The sequence below is a fragment of the Paraburkholderia sp. GW821-FHT02A12 genome (assembly GCF_059422005.1).
Genome location: NZ_JBWKWA010000001.1, coordinates 4507980 through 4530163, shown reverse-complemented (window position 1 = coordinate 4530163; position 22184 = coordinate 4507980). Strand labels below are relative to the sequence as shown.

Annotated in this window: 21 protein-coding genes; 15 read left to right on the top strand and 6 right to left on the bottom strand. The window is 61.9% G+C overall.

What is annotated here, in order from left to right; all coding sequences use genetic code 11:
* The first annotated feature begins 119 nt into the window (after positions 1-119).
* The 5 genes from AC07WT_RS20935 (at position 120) to AC07WT_RS20915 (ending at position 5194) form a co-directional block, all read left to right on the top strand.
* The gene (locus tag AC07WT_RS20935; RefSeq protein WP_494948321.1) at positions 120-1235 is read left to right on the top strand and encodes a YbdK family carboxylate-amine ligase; all 1116 of its coding nucleotides are present in this window, start codon (positions 120-122) and stop codon (positions 1233-1235) included.
* A gap of 539 nt (positions 1236-1774) precedes the next feature.
* Entirely contained in the window at positions 1775-2413 is a 639-nt protein-coding gene (locus AC07WT_RS20930) for a MarR family winged helix-turn-helix transcriptional regulator (RefSeq protein WP_494948320.1), read from the top strand.
* 127 nt (positions 2414-2540) lie between these two features.
* Complete coding sequence (locus tag AC07WT_RS20925) at positions 2541-3254, top strand: glutamine amidotransferase (protein ID WP_494948319.1); 714 nt, start codon at positions 2541-2543, stop codon at positions 3252-3254.
* Positions 3255-3327: 73 nt separating this feature from the next.
* Entirely contained in the window at positions 3328-4440 is a 1113-nt protein-coding gene (locus tag AC07WT_RS20920) for an NADH:flavin oxidoreductase/NADH oxidase (RefSeq protein WP_494948318.1), read from the top strand.
* Between the two features lie 220 nt (positions 4441-4660).
* Entirely contained in the window at positions 4661-5194 is a 534-nt protein-coding gene (locus AC07WT_RS20915) for an SET domain-containing protein (protein WP_494948317.1), read from the top strand.
* A 49-nt stretch (positions 5195-5243) separates the two neighbouring features.
* On the opposite strand, the gene AC07WT_RS20910 is transcribed toward AC07WT_RS20915, so the two are convergent.
* Positions 5244-6752, bottom strand: a complete 1509-nt coding sequence (locus tag AC07WT_RS20910) for an ATP-binding protein (protein ID WP_494948316.1) — start codon at positions 6750-6752, stop codon at positions 5244-5246.
* A gap of 134 nt (positions 6753-6886) precedes the next feature.
* Entirely contained in the window at positions 6887-7573 is a 687-nt protein-coding gene (locus AC07WT_RS20905; protein WP_013090980.1) for a response regulator, read from the bottom strand.
* A gap of 161 nt (positions 7574-7734) precedes the next feature.
* On the opposite strand from AC07WT_RS20905, the gene AC07WT_RS20900 reads away from it, so the two are divergent.
* Positions 7735-7959 (top strand): DUF3717 domain-containing protein, encoded by a 225-nt coding sequence (locus tag AC07WT_RS20900; protein ID WP_115101765.1) that lies wholly within the window; start codon positions 7735-7737, stop codon positions 7957-7959.
* Between the two features lie 94 nt (positions 7960-8053).
* Here the strand turns inward: AC07WT_RS20900 and AC07WT_RS20895 are convergent, their stop codons facing one another.
* A complete protein-coding gene (locus AC07WT_RS20895; RefSeq protein WP_494948455.1) occupies positions 8054-8398 on the bottom strand; it encodes a 4a-hydroxytetrahydrobiopterin dehydratase in 345 nt (114 codons plus the stop codon).
* A 49-nt stretch (positions 8399-8447) separates the two neighbouring features.
* Entirely contained in the window at positions 8448-9338 is an 891-nt protein-coding gene (gene phhA, locus AC07WT_RS20890; RefSeq protein WP_494948315.1) for a phenylalanine 4-monooxygenase, read from the bottom strand.
* Between the two features lie 146 nt (positions 9339-9484).
* Between phhA and AC07WT_RS20885 the strand changes: the two genes are divergently transcribed.
* Positions 9485-9976: an Lrp/AsnC family transcriptional regulator gene (locus AC07WT_RS20885; RefSeq protein ID WP_492590775.1), complete on the top strand. Its 492-nt coding sequence runs from the start codon at positions 9485-9487 to the stop codon at positions 9974-9976.
* 72 nt (positions 9977-10048) lie between these two features.
* Here AC07WT_RS20885 and AC07WT_RS20880 read toward each other — a convergent pair whose 3' ends face one another.
* A complete protein-coding gene (locus AC07WT_RS20880; protein ID WP_492590776.1) occupies positions 10049-10585 on the bottom strand; it encodes a class IV adenylate cyclase in 537 nt (178 codons plus the stop codon).
* 255 nt (positions 10586-10840) lie between these two features.
* Complete coding sequence (locus AC07WT_RS20875) at positions 10841-11740, bottom strand: LysR family transcriptional regulator (protein ID WP_494948314.1); 900 nt, start codon at positions 11738-11740, stop codon at positions 10841-10843.
* A 130-nt stretch (positions 11741-11870) separates the two neighbouring features.
* Here AC07WT_RS20875 and AC07WT_RS20870 point away from each other — a divergent pair, with 130 nt between their 5' ends.
* The 8 genes from AC07WT_RS20870 (at position 11871) to AC07WT_RS20835 (ending at position 22148) form a co-directional block, all read left to right on the top strand.
* Positions 11871-13409 (top strand): CoA-acylating methylmalonate-semialdehyde dehydrogenase, encoded by a 1539-nt coding sequence (locus AC07WT_RS20870; protein ID WP_494948313.1) that lies wholly within the window; start codon positions 11871-11873, stop codon positions 13407-13409.
* A gap of 191 nt (positions 13410-13600) precedes the next feature.
* A complete protein-coding gene (locus AC07WT_RS20865; RefSeq protein ID WP_494948312.1) occupies positions 13601-15307 on the top strand; it encodes a GMC family oxidoreductase in 1707 nt (568 codons plus the stop codon).
* A gap of 327 nt (positions 15308-15634) precedes the next feature.
* Positions 15635-16414 carry an ABC transporter ATP-binding protein gene (locus tag AC07WT_RS20860; RefSeq protein WP_097390772.1) on the top strand — a complete coding sequence of 260 codons (780 nt, stop codon included), beginning with the start codon at positions 15635-15637 and terminating at the stop codon, positions 16412-16414.
* Positions 16411-17169: an ABC transporter ATP-binding protein gene (locus AC07WT_RS20855; protein WP_494948311.1), complete on the top strand. Its 759-nt coding sequence runs from the start codon at positions 16411-16413 to the stop codon at positions 17167-17169. The genes AC07WT_RS20860 and AC07WT_RS20855 overlap by 4 nt, the downstream gene beginning before the upstream one ends.
* Positions 17170-17222: 53 nt before the next feature.
* A complete protein-coding gene (locus AC07WT_RS20850; RefSeq protein ID WP_494948310.1) occupies positions 17223-18437 on the top strand; it encodes an ABC transporter substrate-binding protein in 1215 nt (404 codons plus the stop codon).
* A 191-nt stretch (positions 18438-18628) separates the two neighbouring features.
* Positions 18629-19513 carry a branched-chain amino acid ABC transporter permease gene (locus AC07WT_RS20845; protein ID WP_494948309.1) on the top strand — a complete coding sequence of 295 codons (885 nt, stop codon included), beginning with the start codon at positions 18629-18631 and terminating at the stop codon, positions 19511-19513.
* Entirely contained in the window at positions 19513-20484 is a 972-nt protein-coding gene (locus tag AC07WT_RS20840) for a branched-chain amino acid ABC transporter permease (protein ID WP_492590783.1), read from the top strand. Before AC07WT_RS20845 ends, AC07WT_RS20840 begins: the two co-directional genes overlap by 1 nt.
* A 497-nt stretch (positions 20485-20981) precedes the next feature.
* Entirely contained in the window at positions 20982-22148 is a 1167-nt protein-coding gene (locus AC07WT_RS20835; RefSeq protein WP_494948308.1) for an ABC transporter substrate-binding protein, read from the top strand.
* Positions 22149-22184: the final 36 nt, after the last annotated feature.

Genomic DNA, 22184 nt, shown 5'->3' with positions numbered 1-22184 from the left:
GGCGCCGCGCTTCTGGACGCCCGCATTTTAAACACCGTAATACGCTTTATCCAAACTCATTCGATTCAAAACGGCCGGGCATCTGACACACGCCCGGCCGACCAGACTCAGGGGACGCCATGTCACTCGAACCCTTCATCGATTCGAAACCGTTCACTTTCGGTGTCGAACTCGAGATGCAGATCGTCAATACGCACGACTATGATCTGACCAAAGCCGGCTCGGATCTGCTGCGTCTCATCAAGGACGAAAAAATCCCCGGCAACATCACGCCGGAAATCACCGAAAGCATGATCGAGCTGTCGACCGGTATCTGCACGACGCATGAACAGGCCGTCGCCGATTTGCGCAAGATTCGCGACACCCTGGTCTCCGCGGCCGATCATCTGAACGTCGGCTTGTGCGGCGGCGGCACGCACGCGTTCCAGCAGTGGAGCGAACGGCAGATCGTCGATACGCCGCGTTTTCAGTACCTCTCCGAGTTGTACGGCTACCTCGCCAAACAGTTCACGGTGTTCGGCCAGCACGTGCACATCGGCTGCCCGGATCCGAATAGCGCGCTGTACCTGTTGCATTCGATGTCGCGCTTCATTCCGCATTTCATCGCGTTGTCCGCTTCATCGCCGTTCGTGCAAGGCGTCGATACCGGTTTTCATTCGGCACGCCTGAATTCGGTGTTCGCGTTTCCGTTGTCGGGCCGCGCACCGTTCGTGCTGACGTGGGACAGCTTCGAGGAATATTTCTCGAAGATGGTCCAGACGGGCGTGGTCAACAGCATGAAAGACTTTTACTGGGACATCCGGCCGAAGCCGGGTTTCGGCACGATCGAAGTGCGCGTGATGGATACGCCGTTGTCGGTGGATCGCGCCGCGGCGATCGCCTGCTACATCCAGACGCTCGCACGGCATCTGCTGCTCGACAAACCGCTGACGCCGAAGGAAGACGATTACCTCGTCTACACGTTCAACCGTTTCGAAGCGTGCCGCTTCGGTCTGGCCGGCACCTGCATCAATCCGCAAACGGGCGAACGCAAAACGATTTCCGAGGACATCCTCGAAACACTCGACCTGATCGCGCCGCATGCCGAGGCATTGGGCTCAGGTAACGCCCTCGCCGAGATCGGCGCAATCGCGCGCGGCCAGGTCAACGACGCGACATGGTTGCGCGGCGTTTTCGAACACGAAAAATCGTTGCACGAGGCCGTGCGGCAACAGTGTTTGCAGTGGCGGGCCTAGCCGGAAGCCGCACTGCGTACGTTAAAACGTAAGGAAGACCCGCCTCGAGCGGGTTTTTTTAAAAATTTTATTTCCCAGCTCGGGGGGCCTTAGGTTTTTCCAAAGTTTACGTATACAAACGTAGTAGTAGTTAACAAGCATTGCATTGGCCTGTGGACAACTGAATAATTCCCTGCAAAGTCAAAGCACTGCGTAAACCATAACCGGTCTGATCAGACGTGCATCGGCGCCGGTAAGCGAGGACAACTTCGGCAGGGGCAGGTGAGGCGAGGGGGCTTATCAAGAATCGGCACACATGCAGTCCCCGGCGTTTTCCCATGGTTATCCACAGCTTGTGTTGGATAACTTAGCTGTACGATTCGCCGCTCTCGCATAGAATGTCGTTTTCGCCGCTTTGGCTTGCAAGGCGGTAATTTTTTGAGATAGTAGATTCCGTCTCGTCTGCAGTTGGGCGAGGCTACCCCACACAGGCTACGGGTGAGCTCGGCAGGCAATCTGCCGGCATCGCACGCATGCTGTAAATAAACCAATTGAAGATTATGAGCGAAGGCGTATACGGAGAACAGGCAACCGGGCGAGTGACCCACAGCCTATTGCGACTGAGCACGGCGATGCGAAGCCAGGCTTGGGAATGGGCGGAAGGCGCGGGTCTCACGCCGACTCAGGGCGAAATCCTGGTCTTGTTGATGCAGCGCAAGGGTCCGATGCGTCTCGGCGAAATCGCCCGTGAAACGGCCCTGACCGCCGCGACCACCAGCGATGCAGTGAGCACGCTGGAAACCAAGGGCCTGGTTGAGAAGCGCCGCGCTCTCGACGACGGCCGCGCCCTTGCGGTCCGTCTGACGGCGCGTGGCCGCACGGCCGCCAAGCGGGCAGCGCAATGGCCGGACTTCCTGGCCAAGGCAGTCGGCACGCTGCGCGACGAAGAGCAGGCGTTGTTCTATCGCACGCTGCTCAAGACCGTCCACCAGCTGGAAGCGCAAGGCAACATTCCGCCGCACCGCATGTGCCTGAGCTGCACGCACTTCGAGCCCAGCAAGAATCCGAAGAAGACGCCGCATCACTGCGCGCTGCTCGATCTGAACATGGCGGATACGGATCTGCGTCTCGATTGCTCGGTGCACGAAACCGCCGACGTCGCCACCCAGAAGAAGACCTGGAAGATCTTCGCCCAGTAAGGCGGCTTCTTCCGGCACAATCCGCTACACTGCGAAACCGTGCTCCGGCGGGCGGCAGATGCCGCCCGCCGGAGCGGTTCGCGCTGCGCGGCGGCAAGTCTTTGGTCAACCTGAAGGTGACAGGCTGATGAATCGCGAAGTTCTGGCCATTCGCCACGTGCACTTCGAGGATCTGGGCAGTCTTGAGCGGGTGCTCGGCGAGCGTGGCCGCCCGGTGCGTTATCTCGATGTCGGCTTTGCCCGTATCGAGGCGCCGAATCCGGTTGCGGCTTCGTTGATGGTGGTGCTGGGCGGCCCGATCAGCGCAACGGACGACGCGCTTTACCCGACGCTCGTGCCGCTCCTGTCGATGATCGAAAAGCGCATTGCCGCCGGTTTGCCGACGCTGGGCATCTGCCTCGGCGCTCAATTGATCGCGCGTGCGCTCGGTGCGCGCGTGTATCCCGCGGGCCATACTGAACTCGGCTGGACTCCGCTCACGCTCACCGATGCCGGCCGTGCTTCGCCGCTGCGTCATCTGGACGGCGCGCACACCTCCATGCTGCATTGGCACGGCGATACTTTCGATCTGCCCGAACACGCCACGCGTCTCGCGTCGACGCCCGCCTGCGAAAATCAGGCGTTCGCCTGGGGCGATCATGTGCTGGGCCTGCAATGTCATCCGGAGATTCGCGCCGATCGTTTCGAGCCATGGCTGATCGGCAATGCCGGCGAGCTTGCGGGCCACGGAATCGACGCGCGTCAATTGCGGGCCGAAACCGCGCAGTTCGGTCCGGGGCTGGAAGCCGCCGCGCGCCAGATGTTCAGCGAGTGGCTCGATCAGGTCGAGTCGAAGCCTTGAGTTGCGCGCGCCTGCAGTAAATCACCCGCGGTGCTATGCTCGACCGCTGTCGGGCTTTCACTGGGCGTAATCCATGAGCGCGCTTTTTTCTCCGCTCACGCTGCGTAGCGTGACGCTTCCCAATCGTATCGTCGTGTCCCCGATGTGCCAGTATTCCGCCGACCGTGGCGAGGCGACCGCGTGGCACATGATCCATCTCGGCAGTCTTGCTTTATCCGGTGCCGGCATGTTGTGCATCGAGGCGACCTCGGTCGAACCGGATGGCCGTATCACGCCGGGCGATCTCGGCTTGTGGGACGACGCCACCGAAGCCGCCCTGGTGCCGGTGCTGGCTGCGATTCGCAAGCATTCGCACATTCAGGTGGCAATGCAGCTGGCGCACGCAGGGCGCAAAGCGTCGAGTCACACGCCGTGGGAAGGCGGTCAGCTGATTCCGGTATCGCAAGGCGGCTGGCTGCCGCATGCGCCGTCGTCGTTGCCGCACAAGGCGGGTGAAGAGCCGCCGCTGGCGCTCGACATAGCGGGATTGAACCGGATCCGCGAAGCGTTCGCGGCCTCCGCGCGCCGCGCCGCGCGCCTCGGCGTCGATGCGTTGGAAGTGCATGCGGCGCACGGCTATCTGCTGCATCAGTTCCTGTCGCCGATCGCCAATCAGCGCGGCGACGACTTCGGCGGTTCGCTCGAAAACCGCATGCGCTTTCCGCTCGAGATCTTCGACATCGTGCGTGCCGCGTTTCCCGCCGACAAACCGGTTGGCGTGCGCGTGTCCGCAACCGACTGGGTCGAGGGCGGCTGGACGCTGGAAGACACGATCGTGTTCGCGCATGAGTTGGAAAAGCGCGGCTGCGACTGGATCGACGTGTCGTCCGGAGGCGTGTCGCCGTTGCAGAAGATTCCGCTCGAGCCGGGTTATCAGATACCGTTCGCGAAAGCCGTCAGACACGCAACCGGTCTCACCACCATCGGCGTGGGCTTGATCACCGATCCGCTGCACGCCGAGCAACTGATCGATGCGGGCGACGCCGATCTGATCGCGCTTGCCCGCGGGCTGCTCTACAACCCGCGCTGGCCGTGGCACGCAGCGGCGCAGCTCGGCGCAACGGTCGAAGCGCCGCCGCAGTACTGGCGCTCGCAACCGCGTGACCAGAAGGCGCTGTTCGGCGACATTTCATTCGGACAACGGTGAAGCTGCCGGCGCGCCTCATGCGAGCACGTCTTTTTGACGGTTGAAGGAAGCCGTCTTGAGCGTGTAGGATGCCGGTTGTGGCGCATGAGCGTCGCAGGTCGACGCGGCGCTCGCAAGGCGCCGCGTTTGCTATCCGCGTCAGAAAAAGCAGCGCGCTAGATGCGGGCATTTCTGGCAGCAGTCGGAACTTCACTCCCAGTTCTTCACAAGGATTCATTCAATGAGTTCACGCAGGATCGCCGTGCGCCGTTCGGGTGTGCACGGCAAAGGCGTGTTTGCCCTCGAACCGATCAAGGCCGGCGAGCGGCTGATCGAATACAAAGGCGAGCGGATCTCTTGGAAAGAAGCGTTGCGTCGCCATCCGCACAATCCGGATGAACCGAATCACACGTTCTATTTCGCGCTCGACGGCGGCAAGGTGATCGACGGCAAGGTGAACGGCAACAGTGCACGCTGGATCAATCACTCATGTGCGCCGAACTGCGAGGCCGAGGAGATCGACGGCCACGTGTACGTGCATGCGTTGCGCGATATTGCCGAGGGCGAGGAAGTCTTTTACGACTACGGCCTCGTGATCGATGCGCGTCAGACCAAAAAGCTCAAGAAGGAATACGAGTGTCGTTGCGGCGCGCGCAAGTGCCGCGGCACGATGCTGGCGCCGCCGGAGAAAGAGAAGGGCGCGGCCAAATCCGGGAAGTCCGCCAAGGCGGTGAAAAAGGCGAAGACGCCGGCGAAGAAAGAGAAGAAGAAATGAAACACGGGCTGCCTGCGGTGAACGAAGGCAACCCGCTGATCCCCATCCGTCACATATCGATCGGCGCCGAGTGCGCCGATTTTTTTGCCGGCAGACGCTTTTCGGTTTCGCGGGCGGCGTCCTGTTGAACGTTGGCCGGCACGAGGGGAATGCGCACGATAAAGCGAGCACCGCCGTCCGGCGCGTCTTCGTAATGCACGCTGCCGTGATGCAGCACCATGATGTCGTGGACGATCGCAAGGCCGAGACCGGCGCCGCCGTCCACGCCGTTGTCGCTCTGGCCGTCGCCGCGGAAGAACCGTTTGAACAGATCGGCTTGCTGCGTGAGCGGCACACCTGGGCCGTTGTCTTCGACAACGATCTCGGCCATGCGCAGTTCGTCGATCACCGTTTGCGAAACCGTCACGGTAACGCGGCCACCGTCGAAACGCGATGGCGGCACGTATTTCAGCGCGTTATCCAGCAGATTGGCGATCACTTCATGCAGCAACACCGGATTGCCGCGCGCCATCAGCGGATGGTCGTTGGCCGGGTCGTCGAGACGTTGAAAGCCCAGGTCGACGTGGGATGCCAACGCGCGCGGCACCCATTCCGCGCCGGTGTCGAACGCGAGCGCGGCCATATCCACGGTGACGAAGCGGGCCGCCTGTTCGCTCGGCTCGGCGCGCGCGAGCGACAGCAACTGGTTCGACAGCCGCACCGCGCGGTCGGCCGCCGCACGCAGTTCGCGCACCGCGGCGAGCGTCTGCTGCGGGTCGCGTGCCACCGCTGCCTGTTCCGCATGCAGCTTGACGGCGGTAAGCGGCGTGCGCAGTTGATGCGCGGCGTCGGCGATAAATTTGCGCTGGCCGTCGAGTGCGGTGTTCAGACGACCGAGCAGCGCGTTCACCGCGCCGGTAAGCGGGCGGATTTCGACCGGCACAAAAGTCTCGTCGACGGGTTCGAGCGACGTGTGCGTTTGCCGGTTCAACGAATCCGCGAGATCGGTCAGCGGATTGAGCTGTTGATTGACGACGCGCCACACGATCACCCAGCCGGCGAGCAGCAGCAACATCAGCGGCATCATGATCGCGACCAGAAACTCGGCGGCGATGCGAAAACGATGATGCACCGGTTGACCGACTTCGACGATGATCGGATTGCCGGTCGGCTGATCGACACGCACCTGGGCCACCCGCACCGTGACGCCTTCGTGCTGCGTTTCGAATACGTACGCGTAATGCATGCGCCGCACGCTGGTGCCTTGCAGCGGAAGGTTGTGGTCGCCGGCGATTTCGGTTTCGCCATTGCTGATCCGATAGACGAGGTGTTCGACCGGATCCGAGAACATGGCCTGCGCGAGCGGCGGTACCGTAATCGGCGCGTCGGGGCCGGCGATCTGGATCTGTTTGGAGATTGCGGTGGCAAGGTCGGCGAGCGAGCGGTCGACCACATGCTGCGTGTACTGCCACGCCAGCCAGTAAGCGATGAGGCCGCTCATCAGCGCGAGCAGCGAAAGGGGAGCGGCGAGGCGCCGCAGCAGCGTGCGGCGCAGACTATTGGCGGCCGGCTGGGGCATGATCGAACGCGCGGGAAAGAGGCAACGGCGAGAGCGCCGTGAAATGCCGCCGGATGCCGGCGAGTCGCGCACCTGGTGCGCGGCGCCGGCCCGGCGCCGTCAGGCCGCAACGAAGTGGGCGGCCTTCACGACGATTATGCGGCCTGGCGGATTTCCTGCAACAGGTAACCAAAGCCGCGCACCGTGACGATTTCGACACGGCAGTTCTCGAGCTTCTTGCGCACCCGGTGCACGTAGACTTCGATCGCGGTATCGCCGAGATCGCCGCCGAAGTGCGTCAGATGGTCTTGCAGCTGGGCTTTGCTGACCACGCGGCCGTGGCGCAGCAGCAGCATTTCGAGCACCGCGAATTCGCGCGGCGACAGCTCGAGCGGCTTGTCGTCGTTGAAGATGCGACGATCGACGCCCGACAGGCGCACACCGCCCAGCGACACTTCCGGACGCGGCATGTCGCCGTGCGGACCGCTGCGGCGCATCACCGCGCGGATGCGCGCTTCGAGTTCGGCGGGTTCGAACGGCTTCAGCATGTAGTCGTCCGCGCCGGAATTCAGGCCTTGCACGCGGTCGTTCAACTCGTCGCGCGCGGTCAGGATGATCACCGGCGTGTGGCGATTGCTCTGACGGAAGCGCGACAGCAGCGTCATGCCGTCGATGCCGGGCAGACCCAGATCGAGGATCACGAGCTCGTGGCGGTTTTGTGTGAGGGCCTGTTCGGCAAAAATGCCGTCATGGACCATGTCGACCGTGAAGCCGGCTTGTTCGAGACTGCTTTGGATGCCGCGTGCGATGGGGCGGTCATCTTCGATCAGAAGGAGTCGCATGGATTTCGCTCAAGTACAATGGGTTAGGCGTTTGGGCAAGCGGTTCGCCGGGGCGCCTGCTACACAGCGGCGTGCGGCGTGACCGTGCCGGACCGGCATGAAACGGCCATCAAGCAGCCATTAAGCGGCCATAAAGCGGCCGTAGAGTGATCACGAAAGTCATGTCCGAGATAACGATTCACGAACTGGAAGCCGCGATCAACTTCTGGCGCGCCCGCTCACCTTCGAGCGGCGACGAACTCGTTTTGTGCAAGGAGGCAAGCGCGCTCTCCAAGCCGTACGCGCTGATGATTGTACAGCGTCAGCACGCGCTATCGCCGGATCGTTTGGACGGGATTGCGAGGCAGGCGTGGGATTCTTACGTGCGCCTTAAGAATGGCCTGTAGAACTGAAGGTTTTGGGGCCACATTGCCTGCAAAGCCCTTTCATTGCTGCTGAAGGCTTTTATGCGCAATGCGTGACTGCGCGTGAGCGCTCGTATCAGACAGAAATGCTGTCGATAAATCGGGCCAGTTTGATGTCGCGTTCGGTCAAGCCGTTTGCATCGTGCGTGGACAGCGTGATCTCCACCTTGTTGTAGACGTTGAACCATTCCGGGTGGTGATCCATTTCCTGCGCCTTGATCGCTACGCGCGTCATGAAGCCGAACGCTTCGTTGAAGTCGGCGAACCTGAACTGGCGCTGGATCGCGTCGCGGCCTGCTACGGCCTGCCAGCCATGCAATTGCGCGACCAGGGTCGCGCGCTCTTCGGAAGTCAGTTTGTGAATCATGGTGCTACCTCGTTGATCTGGACAGGCGCGCCGGTGGACGCGCGCATCCGTTATTTTTTCACGGATGCGGCAAGCCCGCAGTCAGCCGGTTCAGCTTGCGCCGTCAGATATCGCCGTCGGCTTGCCAGCCTTCCTGCGAGCCGCGCGTGATGACCTGATCACGCTCGAACACGTCGCCTGCCGCGAACGCCGGTTCGGCAGCCAGCCTTGCCAGTAGTGGGGCGAAATCGGTTTGCGCGACACCGAACAATTGCGCGAAGTCGTCGATCACGAAATAGGTCTTCTGGAACGTATCGATGCGGTAACGGGTGCGCATCACACGTTCGAGGTCGAAGCCGAGCCGGTTCGGCGCCGCGCTACGCTGGCTGTAGAGCGTTTCGCCCTTGCTCGACACGATGCCCGCGCCATAGATCTTCACGCCGTTTGGACTCGCCGCGTCGCGGAGCAGGCCGAATTCGACCGTGTACCAGTAGAGCCGGGCGAGCAGCGGCAACGCGCCGGCGTCATGGGCGGCGAGCGCGGCGCGGCCGTAGGCGTGCATGTAATCGGCGAACACCGGATTGGTCAGCAGCGGCACGTGGCCGAACAGATCGTGGAAGCAGTCCGGCTCTTGCAGGTAATCGAGCTGGTCCGGGCGGCGCATCCACCATGTCACGGGAAATCGGCGGTTGGCGAGGTGCTGGAAGAACACCTGATCTGGCACGAGCCCGGGCACGGCGACGATTTGCCAGCCGGTCGCGGGTGTGAGCTTCGCGTTGATTTCGTCGAACGAGGGCACGCGGTCGGCCGGCATACCGATGCGCTCGACGCCCGCCAGAAACTCGTCGCACACCCGGCCTTTGAGCAGCGCGGTCTGGCGCGCGTAAAGCTGTTGCCACACCGCGTGATCGACCGCGCCGTAACGATCGGCCGGCTGGTCGATGGTGAAATCGGCGTGGGTTTCGAGGCCGGCGTCGAATTGTTCTTTCAGTTTGGCGGTGTTCGCTGTGGACATGATGCTGCGCTCTACGTGACTGCGAGGTTGAATCGATGATGCAAGTGTAGAGCGGAGCGTGCGCGGAAAGGGCGCAATGATGGCGTTTATCTGGCTTTATATGCAATAATCGTGCATGTAATCACGATTTAATGCGGATACCGATCATGTTGGAACTGGATCACTTCGATCTCGCGCTGCTGAATGTACTGCAGCGCTTTGGGCGCGCCACGCATCAGCAACTGGCCGAGCAGGTGCCGCTGTCGCCGTCACAGATCGGGCGGCGCTTGCAGCGGCTGGAGCAGGTGGGCGTGGTGGATGGATATCGCGTCGTGCTGCGACCGGAGAAGCTCGGGCTCGGCGTGACGGCTTTTACGAGTCTGAAGTTGAAGCATCACGGCGATTCGATCATCGAGCAATTCCAGCAGCAGATCGACGTGCTGCCCGAAGTGCTCGAATGTCATGCGGTGGTCGGCGACGCCGATTATCTGCTGCGCATTGTCGCGCCGGATCTCAATGCGCTGTCCACATTCGTGATGAAGAAGCTGATGCGTGTACCGGGCGTCGATAGCGTGCGCTCGAATATCGTGCTGACCACCTTCAAGCGCAACGGACCCCTGCCGCTGGGTCATCTATCGCCGGGCGCGAGCGCCGCGTGATCGGCGGGTTTCACTGCGGGTTTGACTGCGGATTTCACTGCGGATTTCACTGCGGCCGGCGGCGGTGAAGATTTATGCCGCCTGTTTCGGCTCGCCGCCCGCGTTGAGCAAATCGACGTAGGCTACCGCCACCAGATCCGATTCCGGCACGCCGAGGCTCGCGAACATCGCATGCGCTTCGGCGTGGCCGCCTTCTTCGTCGTCATCCTGGGCGAGCACGACTTCGAGTTCGACGAAGTCGCCGAGGCCGTCCACGCGGTCCAGATGAATCCGCGTACGTCCGGTCAGATACACGTGGCGTTCCTTCGTGACGATGCCGCGCGTGGTCAACGCGGTGGCGAGCAATGCGTGCATCGCTTCGGCATTGGTCACGGGGCTGCGCGTGTAGTACGACGCCTTCGGGCCGTCGCGGTCGTCGCGCTGATAGAAGATCAGTTCGGCCGGCGTACCGTCGTCGAATTGGCGCAGCTTCAGACGGCCGCGCGGCACATCGTAGAAGAAGTCCTGCTGGCGGAAGATCAGCGGCGCCTCCGGCGCAAGCTGCGCGGCGCGTTCGCGCAGTTGCTCGAAATGCTGGGCGCGGGCTTTGATTTCAATGTTGCGTGCCATGTCAGGCTCCTGTCGAAGGATGGAGTGATCGGCGGCTTCCAGTGTCGCCGGGGTGAAGCCGCCGGGAAGGACGAAGTCAAACGGAACGGAAAACGCTGCGAGGCCGGCGCGTGGGCGCAAACCCTCAATCTAACAAAAAGCGCGTGACGGTGTGGTTTCAGCTGAAGGCGCCTGCTCGGGGGGCGACTCAGGGGGCTATTGTCCGCGCGGTGCGAGGCTGTCATGAGAGCGGCTCATATCGCGCTCACGCTGCTTCTACGTTGCCCATTGCCGCTCGATCAGCTTCAACGCGGCCGCTATCGCCGGCTCGTCTTTGCGTGCGGCGAGCGTGATGAAGCTGAGCTGGGTCGGCACGGTGACGCCCTCGACGATCGTCAACGCGTGCGCATGAGCTTCGGCGATCGCGGTGGCGTCCCGCGCGAGCGTGAGACCGACGCCTGATTTGACCAGATCGAGCATCGACGGCTCCTGATCCACTTCCGCCACCTTAACCGGTTTTACGCCTGCTTCGGCGAAGAGCCGCGACAACAATCTATTGTGCGCGGAGGCCGGCGGCGTCCAGATCCACGGCAGCGCGGCGAGCGAGCGCCAGTCGCGCGCGCCTTTCACGCGATCTTTCCAGCCGGCCGGCGCCAGCACGCGGTACTGGAAGTGCGTGAGCGTGACGGCGTGGAAGGCGGCGCCATCGCGCGTATCGTCGTCGGAGGGCTGACCGATGTAGTAGCCGACGTCCAGCTCGCCCGCGCGAACCTGCTCCAGCACCCAACCCGACATGCCGTGGCGCAAGGCCGTTTCGATGTGCGGCCAGGTTTCCACCAGCTGCTTGAGAAAACCGCCCAGGCGCAGAAAGGCCGGATCGAGAATCGTGCCGATCCGCAATCGTCCGCGCACTTCTTGACGCAGCGACGCCGCGGCGCGCTGCACATCGCTGGCTGCACCGAGCGCGCGTTCGGCGTGCGGCAGCAGCGCCTGGCCGTCGCGTGTCAGCGAGAGTCCGTGCGAGGAGCGTGTGAACAGCGTCACGCCGAGGGTCTCCTGCAAGTGCTTGATTTGCAGGCTGACGGCCGGTTGGGTCAAATGAAGCTGCACCGCAGCACGCGTGAGGTTCCCCTCGCGCGCGACGGTGACGAATGCCCGGAGCAGAATCAGATCCATATCCTGATATTAGCGCGGCTTATAGCGCAGTTGAGCATTACTCATTGGATTTGTGGCCTCGAAGCGCCGTAATCTTTGGCTCATCGCACTGTTTGCGGCAGGCGAACGACTTCACTGGACGAGGGAAAAAATGAGCGAGACATATCAGGACGAGACGCTTCGGAGCGAGGCGAGTGCACGCGCGCTGACTCATTTCATCAACGGCAAGACGATCGAGGGCACGAGCGGGCGTTTCGGCGACGTCTTCAATCCGGCGGTTGGCAATGTGAGCGCGCGCATACCGCTGGCGAGCGTCGCCGAAGTGGATGCCGCCGTCGCCGCCGCCAAGGCTGCCTTTCCCGGCTGGAGCGAAACGGCGCCCATCAAGCGGGCGCGCGTGTTATTCAAATTCAAGGAATTGCTCGATCGTCATCACGACGAACTCGCCGAACTGATTACGCGCGAGCACGGCAAGGTGTTTTCGGACGCGAAGGGCGAAGTGATGCGCGGCATCGAAATCGTCGAGTTCGCGTGCGGTATTCCGAATCTGCTGAAGACCGACTTTACCGACCAGATTGGCGGCGGCATCGACAACTGGAATCTGCGCCAGCCGCTGGGTGTCGTCGCCGGCATTACGCCGTTCAATTTCCCGATGATGGTGCCGTGCTGGATGTTCCCGGTGGCGATCGCATGCGGCAACACGTTCGTGCTGAAGCCGTCCGAGCGCGATCCGTCGGCATCGAACCGGCTGGCTGAGTTGTTAAGAGAAGCCGGTTTGCCGGATGGCGTGTTCAACGTCGTGCATGGCGACAAGGTTGCGGTCGATGCGCTGCTTGCGCACCCGGACGTGAGCGCGTTGTCGTTTGTCGGCTCGACGCCGATTGCCGAGTACATCTACACCGAAGGCACGAAACGCGGCAAGCGCGTACAGGCTTTGGGCGGTGCGAAGAATCATCTGGTGGTGATGCCGGATGCGGATCTCGACCAGGCCGTCGATGCGTTGATCGGCGCTGCGTATGGTTCCGCTGGCGAGCGCTGCATGGCGATTTCGGTGGCCGTTGCGGTCGGGCATATCGCCGATGAGTTGATCGAGCGCCTGACGCCGCGGGTGAAGAGCCTGAAGATTCTCAACGGCATGGAATCGGAAGCCGAGATGGGGCCGTTGGTGACGGCGGCGCATCGGGAGAAGGTGACTGGATATATCGAGGCCGGGGTGGCTGCTGGCGCGAAGCTGGTGGTCGATGGACGTGGGCATCAGGTAGCCGGTCATGAGAAGGGTTTCTTTCTCGGCGGCACCTTGTTCGACGATGTTTCCACGGACATGAAGATCTACCGCGAAGAGATATTCGGACCCGTGTTGTGCGTGGTGCGGGTGCCCGACTTTGCTTCCGCGGTGGAACTCATTAACGCGAATGAGTTCGCTAATGGGGTTGCGTTGTTTACCTCCGATGGCGGTGTTGCCCGGGCGTTTTCGCGGCAGATCCAGATCGGTATGGTCGGGATTAATGTGCCTATTCCCGTGCCGATGGCCTGGCATTCTTTTGGTGGATGGAAGAGGTCTCTCTTTGGTGATCACCATGCCTATGGGGAAGAGGGGGTTCGGTTTTATACGAGGTATAAGAGCATCATGCAGAGGTGGCCCGATAGTATCGGGAAGGGGGCCGAGTTCACTATGCCTGTAGCCAAGTAATTTTTTGCCTCCGCGGCGCTATGGTGTGTTCGCCTATGGCGTTGACCTTTACTTGCTTTGTTGTTGGTTCATGAGTGTCGCCCGCAAGAGGTAACGCCGATGAACCAAAAAGAAAGGAAAGGCCAACGCCATAGGCACAGAGACAACCAGGCAGCCAGGCCGCCGGGCGGCAAAAAAGCTTAGGAGACAAAATGATGACCACAACAAAAACCACCCGTCGCGTGGAAGGCGAATTCGACTACATCATAGTCGGCGCCGGCACGGCAGGTTGCGTGTTAGCCAACCGCCTGACCGAGGACCCGGAAATACAGGTTCTCCTATTGGAAGCCGGCGGCAAAGACGACTACCACTGGATCCACGTGCCGGTAGGCTACCTCTACTGCATAGGCAACCCTCGCACAGACTGGCTCTACAAAACCCAACCGGAACCTGGCCTGAACGGCCGCTCCCTGTCATATCCGAGAGGCAGGGTATTAGGCGGCAGCTCATCGATAAACGGCATGATCTACATGCGCGGTCAGCGTGAGGACTACGATGAATGGGCTCGGGTCACCAACGACGCCTCCTGGTCCTGGACCTCGGTGCTCCCCATCTTCAAACGCAGCGAAGACCACTACGCCGGCGCGTCCGAATCGCATGGAACAGGCGGCCCATGGCGCGTCGAAAAACAACGCCTCAAATGGAAAATTCTCGAAGAGTTCTCGAAAGCCGCGCAGCAAACCGGCATCCCCGCCACCGATGACTTCAACCGCGGCGACAACACCGGCGTCGGCTACTTCGACGTCAATCAGAAACGCGGCATCCGTTGGAACGCATCGAAAGCATTCCTGCGTCCGGCGCTCAAGCGTCCGAATCTCACCATCATCACCGGTGCACACACGCAACGCGTCGTGTTCGAAGGACGCCGCTGCACCGGCGTCGAATATCGCGGCGATAACACGGACTATCTGGCCAAGGCCCGCTGTGAGGTGATCCTCAGCTCAGGCGCAGTCAACTCGCCGCAATTGCTGGAATTGTCCGGCATCGGAAACGGCGCACGTCTGCAGAATCTGGGCATCGACGTCGTCAAGGATCTGCGTGGTGTCGGCGAAAATCTGCAGGACCATTTGCAGTTGCGCATGGCCTACAAGGTCGACGGCGTGCGTACGCTCAACACCGCGTCCGCGCATTGGTGGGGCAAGCTCATGATCGGAATGCAGTACGCACTCTTTCAAAGCGGTCCCATGTCGATGTCGCCGTCGCAACTCGGCGCGTTCGCCAAATCCGATCCGGACGATCGCTCGCTCACGCGCCCCGACCTCGAATACCACGTGCAGCCGCTTTCGCTCGATCGCTTCGGCGAACCGCTGCATCGCTTCAACGCGTTCACCGCGTCGGTGTGCCAGTTGCGACCGACTTCGCGCGGCAGCATTCACATCGAGTCGGCCGATCCTTCGGCGCCGCCGTTGATCGCGCCGAATTATTTGTCGACCGATTACGACCGGCACGTCGCCGCCAACGCGCTGCGTCTCACGCGCCGCATCGCCGCGGCGCCTGCTCTCGCGCGCTATCGGCCGCAAGAGATCTTGCCCGGGGTCCAGTTTCAGACCGAAGAGGAGCTTCAGCAGGCCGCGGGCGCGGTCGGGACGACTATCTTTCATCCGGTCGGTACCTGCCGCATGGGTTTGAGCGACGATCCGGACGCCGTGGTCGATAACCGGTTACGAGTAATCGGTGTTGACGGTCTGCGCGTTGTCGATGCATCAGTCATGCCCGCTATCACGTCGGGCAACACCAACTCGCCGACCCTGATGATCGCCGAGCGCGCCAGCGACATGATCCGCGAGGATCGTCGCAGCCGCGTGGCCGGCAATGCTGTATCGCAAACGAACGCTTCGCCTTCGATGTCCGCGGTGTGACAATCAATAAGAGCCCAATAAAAGAACCCGCAAGACAACCAGGGGCGACAGCGAGCATGGCGGCGAGGCGCCGCGAAGCCGCTGCGGGCCTCCGCGGCCCCTCGCGCGTGCATAAAACGGGCGCCGCCCACTAAGTGCAAATCCCAATGAATGCGCTGCATCATTGGCGCGACAATGGCACCCATGCTGCGTGTAGCGCCATGGATTACCGTCCGGATTGGTGCAGCACGCCAACGAGCGGCACGGGGTTGCCGCCGTCATCAAACGTCGCGCAGCGGTTCGCGCGGAAGATCGTAGTGCTTCGCCTTACTCCGTATGGAAGGGAACATGATTCTCGGCGATACGATTCTCGAAACGCGCGGCCTCACCCGCGAGTTCAAAGGCTTCATTGCCGTGAACGGGGTGAATCTGCGCGTGCGCCGTGGCTCGATCCATGCGCTGATCGGCCCCAATGGAGCGGGCAAGACCACCTGCTTCAATCTGCTCACCAAATTCCTCGAACCGACGGCGGGTCAGATCGTCTTTAACGGCATCGATATCACCAACGAACGGCCGGCGCAGATCGCGCGGCGCGGCATCATCCGGTCGTTCCAGATTTCCGCCGTATTTCCACATCTGACAGCATTGCAGAACGTGCGTATCGGTCTGCAACGCGTGCTCGGCACCGCATTTCATTTCTGGAAAAGCGAGCGTACGCTGCGCCAACTCGACGACCGCGCCATGGACCTGCTCACGCAGGTCGGATTGACCGATTTCGCCGACGTGCTGACAGTAGAACTGTCCTATGGCCGCAAGCGGGCGCTGGAGATCGCCACTACGCTCGCGATGGAACCGGAATTGATGCTGCTCGACGAGCCTACGCAAGGCATGGGCCATGAAGACGTCGATCGCGTCACGGCGTTGATCAAAAAAGTATCGAGCGGCCGCACCATTCTGATGGTCGAGCACAACATGAACGTGATCGCCGGCATTTCCGACACGATCACCGTGCTGCAACGTGGTGAAGTGCTCGCCGAAGGCAGCTACGCCGAAGTCTCGAAGAATCCGCTCGTGATGCAAGCCTACATGGGCAGCGCCGACGCGGCGCTCGCCGGAGCCCACGCATGAATACGATTGCCGAGCGCGAAAGCCTCGAAGTGAGCGACACAGCCGGCGGCGCGCCTGCGCTGGAAATTGCGGGTCTGCAAGCGTGGTACGGGGAATCCCACATCCTGCACGGCGTCGACCTGACGGTGAACCGCGGGGAAGTCGTCACGCTGCTCGGCCGCAACGGCGCGGGCCGCACTACGACGCTGCGCGCGATCATGGGGCTCACTGGCCGCCGCACCGGCTCCATCCGCATCGGCGGGCGCGAAACCATCCATCTGCCCACGCATCGCATTGCGCATTGCGGCATCGGTTATTGCCCGGAAGAGCGCGGGATTTTTTCGAGCCTGTCGTGTGAGGAAAACCTGCTGCTGCCGCCGCCCGTCGGCGACAAGGCGCACATGATGTCGCTCGAAGAAATCTATTCGATGTTTCCGAACCTGTACGAACGCCGCATGAGCCAGGGCACGCGTCTGTCGGGCGGCGAGCAGCAGATGCTGGCGGTCGCACGCATTCTGCGCACCGGCGCGAGCCTCCTTTTGCTCGACGAAATCTCGGAAGGCCTTGCGCCCGTCATCGTGCAAGCACTCGCGCGCATGATCGTCACGCTCAAGGGGCGCGGCTACACGGTCGTGATGGTCGAACAGAATTTCCGCTTTGCCGCGCCGCTCGCCGATCGTTTCTACGTGATGGAGCATGGCGGCATCGTCGAACACTTCGAGGCCAGCGAACTCGAAAGCAAGATGCCGATACTGCACGATCTACTGGGCGTATAAAAAAGCGTCCGATTGCCTCTGATAACCACAAGCCAGGAAACCAGGAGACAGGAATGAAGAAGAACCCAATCGCGCGCCTAGGCACACTTTGTTTCGCGGTTGCCGCCGGCGCCGCTTTGTCGATGGGCAGCGCGCAGGCCGCTGACGATGCCGTGAAGATCGGCTTCATCACCGACATGTCGGGTCTGTACGGGGATATCGACGGCCAGGGCGGCCTCGAAGCGATCCGCATGGCGGTCGCGGACTTCGGCGGCAAGGTCAACGGCAAGCCGGTCACGGTGGTCTATGCCGATCACCAGAACAAGGCGGACATTGCGGCATCGCGCGCGCGTGAGTGGTTCGATCGCGACGGCGTCGACCTGCTGATCGGCGGCACGAACTCGGCAACCGCCTTGTCGATGAACACGGTTGCCGCTGAAAAGAAGAAGGTTTACATCAGCATCGGCGCGGGCGCCGACACCCTGACCAACGAGCAATGCACGCCGTACACGATCCACTATGCGTACGACACGACGGCGCTCGCCAAGGGCACGGGCTCGGCGGTGACGAAGCAGGGCGGCAAGACGTGGTACTTCCTGACCGCCGACTACGCGTTCGGCAAGGCGCTCGAAAAGAATACCGCCGATGTGGTGAAAGCGAGCGGCGGCCAGGTGCTGGGCGAGGTGCGTCATCCGCTGTCGGCGTCGGACTTCTCGTCGTTCCTGTTGCAGGCGCAGGCATCGAAGGCGCAGATTCTGGGCCTTGCCAACGCCGGCGGCGACACGATCAACGCGATCAAGGCGGCGAAGGAATTCGGCATCACGAAGTCGATGAAGCTCGCCGCATTGCTGGTGTTCATCAACGATATCCACAGCCTGGGTCTGGAAACAACGCAAGGCCTCGTGCTGACCGACAGCTGGTACTGGAACAGGGACGCCAACACGCGCAAGTGGTCGCAGCGTTACTTCGACAAGATGCGCAAGATGCCGTCGAGCCTGCAGGCCGCCGACTACTCGGCGACCATGACCTACCTGAAGGCAGTGCAGGCAGTCGGCTCGACCGATTCCGACAAGGTGATGGCGCAACTGAAGAAGACGAAGGTCGACGACTTCTTTGCGAAGGGCTACATCCGTCAGGACGGCAGCATGATCCACGACATGTACCTGATGCAGGTGAAGACGCCGGCGGAATCCAAAGAACCGTGGGACTACTACAAGATCACCGCGACGATCCCCGGCGAGCAGGCGTTCACCACCAAGACGGAAACGCGCTGCGCGCTGTGGAAATAAGCGCGGACTGAAGGCCGTCTGCCGGCCCGCGCAACGACATGCATTGCGCTTTGCACGTGGCATGTCGTTGCGTAGGCAGCCGGGCGGCAAACCGTTTCACATGCCGGCCGCGAGCGGCGCAGTTTCTGTCGATCGCGCGCCGGCCGGATCGTGCGTAACCGATCTCACCTTGGCGATGGGTTAAGGCTTCAATGGAAATCTTTGGCGTTCCGCTACCGGCAATGCTGAGCCAGCTGCTGCTGGGGCTCGTGAACGGCTCGTTCTACGCGATTCTGAGCCTCGGCCTTGCGGTGATCTTCGGCTTGCTCAACGTGATCAACTTCGCGCACGGCGCGTTGTTCATGCTCGGCGCGATGCTCGCGTGGATGGGCTTCTCGTACTTCGGTCTGCCGTATTGGGCGATGCTGGTGCTCGCGCCGCTGGCCGTCGGCCTGTTCGGCGTCTTGATCGAACGCTCGATGCTGCGCTGGCTGTACAAGCTCGATCATCTGTACGGGCTCTTGCTCACATTCGGACTCACGCTCGTCGTGGAAGGCGTGTTCCGCTCGATCTACGGATCTTCCGGCCAGCCGTACGACGTGCCGTCGGCGCTCTCCGGCGCGACCAATCTCGGCTTCATGTTCCTGCCGAACTATCGCGCGTGGGTCGTGGTGGCCTCGCTGGCGGTCTGCTTCGCGACGTGGTTCGTGATCGAGAAGACGCGCCTTGGCGCCTATCTGCGCGCGGGCACCGAGAACCCGAAACTGGTCGAGGCGTTCGGCATCAACGTGCCGCTGATGATCACGCTCACCTATGGCTTCGGCGTCGCGCTCGCGGCGTTCGCCGGGGTACTCGCCGCACCGGTGATCCAGGTCTCGCCGCTGATGGGCCAGCCGATGATCATCACCGTGTTCGCGGTGGTCGTGATAGGCGGGATGGGTTCGATCATGGGCTCGATTCTTACCGGCCTGTTGCTCGGCGTGATCGAAGGGCTGACGCGCGTGTTTTACCCGGAAGCGTCGGCCACCGTCGTCTTCGTCATCATGGCGCTCGTGTTGCTGGTGCGCCCGGCGGGTCTCTTCGGCAAGGAAAAATGATGCAGAGAAAAGCGCTCTACGGTCTGCTGCTGCTCGTGCTCCTCGCGGTGCCCGTGCTCGGCATCTATCCGCTGTTCGTGATGAAGGTGATGTGCTTCGCGCTGTTCGCGGCCGCGTTCAATCTGTTGATCGGCTATACCGGTTTGCTGTCGTTCGGTCACGCGATGTTTCTCGCCTCGGCCGGCTACACCACCGGCTACGCGATGCAGACGCTCGGTCTCTCGCCGGAACTCGGCGTGCTGGCCGGCACGGCGTCGGCAACGTTGCTCGGCCTGATCGTCGGCTTCTTCGCGATCCGCCGGCAGGGCATCTACTTCGCGATGGTGACGCTGGCGCTCGCCCAGATGGTCTACTTTGTGTTCCTGCAAGCGCCGTTCACGCACGGCGAGGACGGTCTTCAAGGCGTGCCGCGCGGTAAGCTGTTCGGCGTGCTGGATCTGTCGTCCGACGTGACGCTGTACTTTGTCGTGCTCGCCGTGATGGTGGCGGCGTTCCTGCTGATCGTGCGGATCGTGCATTCGCCGTTTGGTCAGGTGCTGGTGGCGATCAAGGAAAACGAGCCGCGCGCGGTGTCGCTCGGCTACGATACCGATCGCTTCAAGCTGCTGGCGTTCATTCTGTCGGCGGGGCTCGCTGGCCTTGCGGGTTCGCTGAAGGTGCTGGTGCAGGGTTTCGAGACCTTGAGCGATGCGTACTGGACCATGTCCGGGCTGGTGGTCCTGATGACGCTGGTCGGCGGCATGGGCACGCTGTTCGGACCGCTGCTCGGCGCCGCGCTGATCGTCGCGCTCGAAGACCGGCTGGGCGACATCGGCGGGGCGCTGGCGTCGTCGACGGGCATCGAATGGTTTCGGTCGTTGGGCGAATCCGTGACCATTGTGACGGGCGTGATTTTCATCGCCTGCGTGCTGGCGTTCCGGCGCGGCATTGTCGGCGAGATCATCGCGCGTGTGCGGCCATTGAGGGCCTGAAACACGCGACGTTCGAAATTGATTCGGGATCCGACATAAATTGCCTAAGATTGCGAGCGCCGCCGGCGGATGGCTGCCGCGCCCGGTTGGCGCGAAGCGCGCCCCAAATCGGTGCCGCAGTGCACCACTAGGGTAATTGCTAGTTGTAGAGGGCCAGGTGCTCGTTTAACCTTCATGCAGTTCTGAAGCACCACGAATTTTGCAGGTGGAGAACGAGGAGACAATGAGGCACTCAGTGCCCAGACGAAAGCGCTGTCGGATTGATATCCGACAGCGCTTTTTATTTGGCTTTTCATCAAGCGCTATTCAAATCTTCCGCTAATTCGGTGGCTCTTTTTTATTCACTGGACAACTCCCCGTTTCAAACGCCGATACCCTGCAAAACGCTTGCAGCGCGCGGATCTGCTCCGCTAAACTCGCTATTCACCGACCGCTGGGTCGGATTTAAATCCGCGGATTTAAATTCAATTGAGTAACGGGGTAAATCGAGGAGCGGAATGAAGTCGGCATTGCGTTGGATGAGCGCGGCATTGGTCGTTACCGGAGTATCCGTGGCATGGAGCGGCCATGCATTCGCGGACGTGAAAATCGGCGTCACCGTATCGGCAACAGGCCCTGCCGCGTCGCTCGGTATTCCGGAAAAGAACACGATTGCGCTGCTGCCCAAAGAAGTGGCAGGCCAGAAAATCGACTACGTCGTGCTCGACGACGCCACCGATTCGACCCAGGCGGTCAAGAACGCGCGCAAGCTCACCAGCGAAGATCACGTGGACGCGCTGATCGGCTCGACCGTCGTGCCGAATTCGCTCGCCATGATCGATGTCGCCGCGGAAAGCACCACGCCGATGATCTCGATGGCTGCGGCCGCAACCATCGTCGAGCCGATGGACGCGAAGCGCGCCTGGGTCTTCAAGACGCCCCAGAACGACATTCTGATGGCCACCGCGATCGCGCAGCACATGGCGAATCATGGCGTGAAGACAGTCGCATTCATCGGGTTTGCCGACGCTTACGGCGAAAGCTGGTTCAAGGAATTCGGCAAGGCTGCCGATCTTGCCAGGATCAAGGTCGTCGCAAACGAGCGCTTCGCGCGTAACGATGCGTCGGTCACCGGCCAGGTGCTGAAGATCATGTCGCAGAATCCGGATGCGGTGCTGATCGCCGGCGCGGGCACGCCGGCCGCGTTGCCGCAGAAAACCCTCAAGGAGCGCGGCTACAAGGGCAAGTACTATCAGACGCATGGCGTCGCCAATAACGACTTCCTGCGCGTGTGCGGCAAGGATTGCGAAGGCACTTATCTGCCGGCTGGCCCGTTGCTGGTTGCCGACCAGCTGTCTGACTCGAATCAGGTGAAGAAAACCGCGCTTGCCTACAAGCGCGCATACGAAGGCGCATACGGCAGCGGCTCGGTTTCGACCTTCGGCGGTCACGCGTGGGACGCGGGCTTGCTGCTGCAACGCGCGATTCCGCTGGCGTTGAAGAAGGGGCAGCCTGGCACGCCTGCGTTCCGCGAAGCGCTGCGTGCAGCGCTTGAAAGCACCAAAGACATGCCCGCGTCGCACGGCATCTTCAATATGAGCGCGAACGACCACGCCGGCCTCGACCAGCGGGCGCGCGTGATGGTGGAGATTGTCGGCGGCAAGTGGAAGCTGTCCGGCGACTGAGGGAAGGCGAAGCGATACGGAACCCAATAAAAAAGA

What these genes read in the sequence shown, in the direction of transcription:
- AC07WT_RS20845 (WP_494948309.1), top strand. Translation starts at nt 18,629, where the DNA reads ATGGAAATCTTTGGCGTTCCGCTACCGGCAATGCTGAGCCAGCTGCTG.
- AC07WT_RS20835 (WP_494948308.1), top strand. Translation starts at nt 20,982, where the DNA reads ATGAAGTCGGCATTGCGTTGGATGAGCGCGGCATTGGTCGTTACCGGA.
- AC07WT_RS20840 (WP_492590783.1), top strand. Translation starts at nt 19,513, where the DNA reads ATGCAGAGAAAAGCGCTCTACGGTCTGCTGCTGCTCGTGCTCCTCGCG.
- AC07WT_RS20930 (WP_494948320.1), top strand. Translation starts at nt 1,775, where the DNA reads ATGAGCGAAGGCGTATACGGAGAACAGGCAACCGGGCGAGTGACCCAC.
- AC07WT_RS20880 (WP_492590776.1), bottom strand. Translation starts at nt 10,585, where the DNA reads ATGGCACGCAACATTGAAATCAAAGCCCGCGCCCAGCATTTCGAGCAA.
- AC07WT_RS20875 (WP_494948314.1), bottom strand. Translation starts at nt 11,740, where the DNA reads ATGGATCTGATTCTGCTCCGGGCATTCGTCACCGTCGCGCGCGAGGGG.
- AC07WT_RS20860 (WP_097390772.1), top strand. Translation starts at nt 15,635, where the DNA reads ATGATTCTCGGCGATACGATTCTCGAAACGCGCGGCCTCACCCGCGAG.
- AC07WT_RS20925 (WP_494948319.1), top strand. Translation starts at nt 2,541, where the DNA reads ATGAATCGCGAAGTTCTGGCCATTCGCCACGTGCACTTCGAGGATCTG.
- phhA (WP_494948315.1), bottom strand. Translation starts at nt 9,338, where the DNA reads ATGTCCACAGCGAACACCGCCAAACTGAAAGAACAATTCGACGCCGGC.
- AC07WT_RS20915 (WP_494948317.1), top strand. Translation starts at nt 4,661, where the DNA reads ATGAGTTCACGCAGGATCGCCGTGCGCCGTTCGGGTGTGCACGGCAAA.
- AC07WT_RS20910 (WP_494948316.1), bottom strand. Translation starts at nt 6,752, where the DNA reads ATGCCCCAGCCGGCCGCCAATAGTCTGCGCCGCACGCTGCTGCGGCGC.
- AC07WT_RS20850 (WP_494948310.1), top strand. Translation starts at nt 17,223, where the DNA reads ATGAAGAAGAACCCAATCGCGCGCCTAGGCACACTTTGTTTCGCGGTT.
- AC07WT_RS20885 (WP_492590775.1), top strand. Translation starts at nt 9,485, where the DNA reads ATGTTGGAACTGGATCACTTCGATCTCGCGCTGCTGAATGTACTGCAG.
- AC07WT_RS20905 (WP_013090980.1), bottom strand. Translation starts at nt 7,573, where the DNA reads ATGCGACTCCTTCTGATCGAAGATGACCGCCCCATCGCACGCGGCATC.
- AC07WT_RS20870 (WP_494948313.1), top strand. Translation starts at nt 11,871, where the DNA reads ATGAGCGAGACATATCAGGACGAGACGCTTCGGAGCGAGGCGAGTGCA.
- AC07WT_RS20935 (WP_494948321.1), top strand. Translation starts at nt 120, where the DNA reads ATGTCACTCGAACCCTTCATCGATTCGAAACCGTTCACTTTCGGTGTC.
- AC07WT_RS20920 (WP_494948318.1), top strand. Translation starts at nt 3,328, where the DNA reads ATGAGCGCGCTTTTTTCTCCGCTCACGCTGCGTAGCGTGACGCTTCCC.
- AC07WT_RS20865 (WP_494948312.1), top strand. Translation starts at nt 13,601, where the DNA reads ATGATGACCACAACAAAAACCACCCGTCGCGTGGAAGGCGAATTCGAC.
- AC07WT_RS20900 (WP_115101765.1), top strand. Translation starts at nt 7,735, where the DNA reads ATGTCCGAGATAACGATTCACGAACTGGAAGCCGCGATCAACTTCTGG.
- AC07WT_RS20855 (WP_494948311.1), top strand. Translation starts at nt 16,411, where the DNA reads ATGAATACGATTGCCGAGCGCGAAAGCCTCGAAGTGAGCGACACAGCC.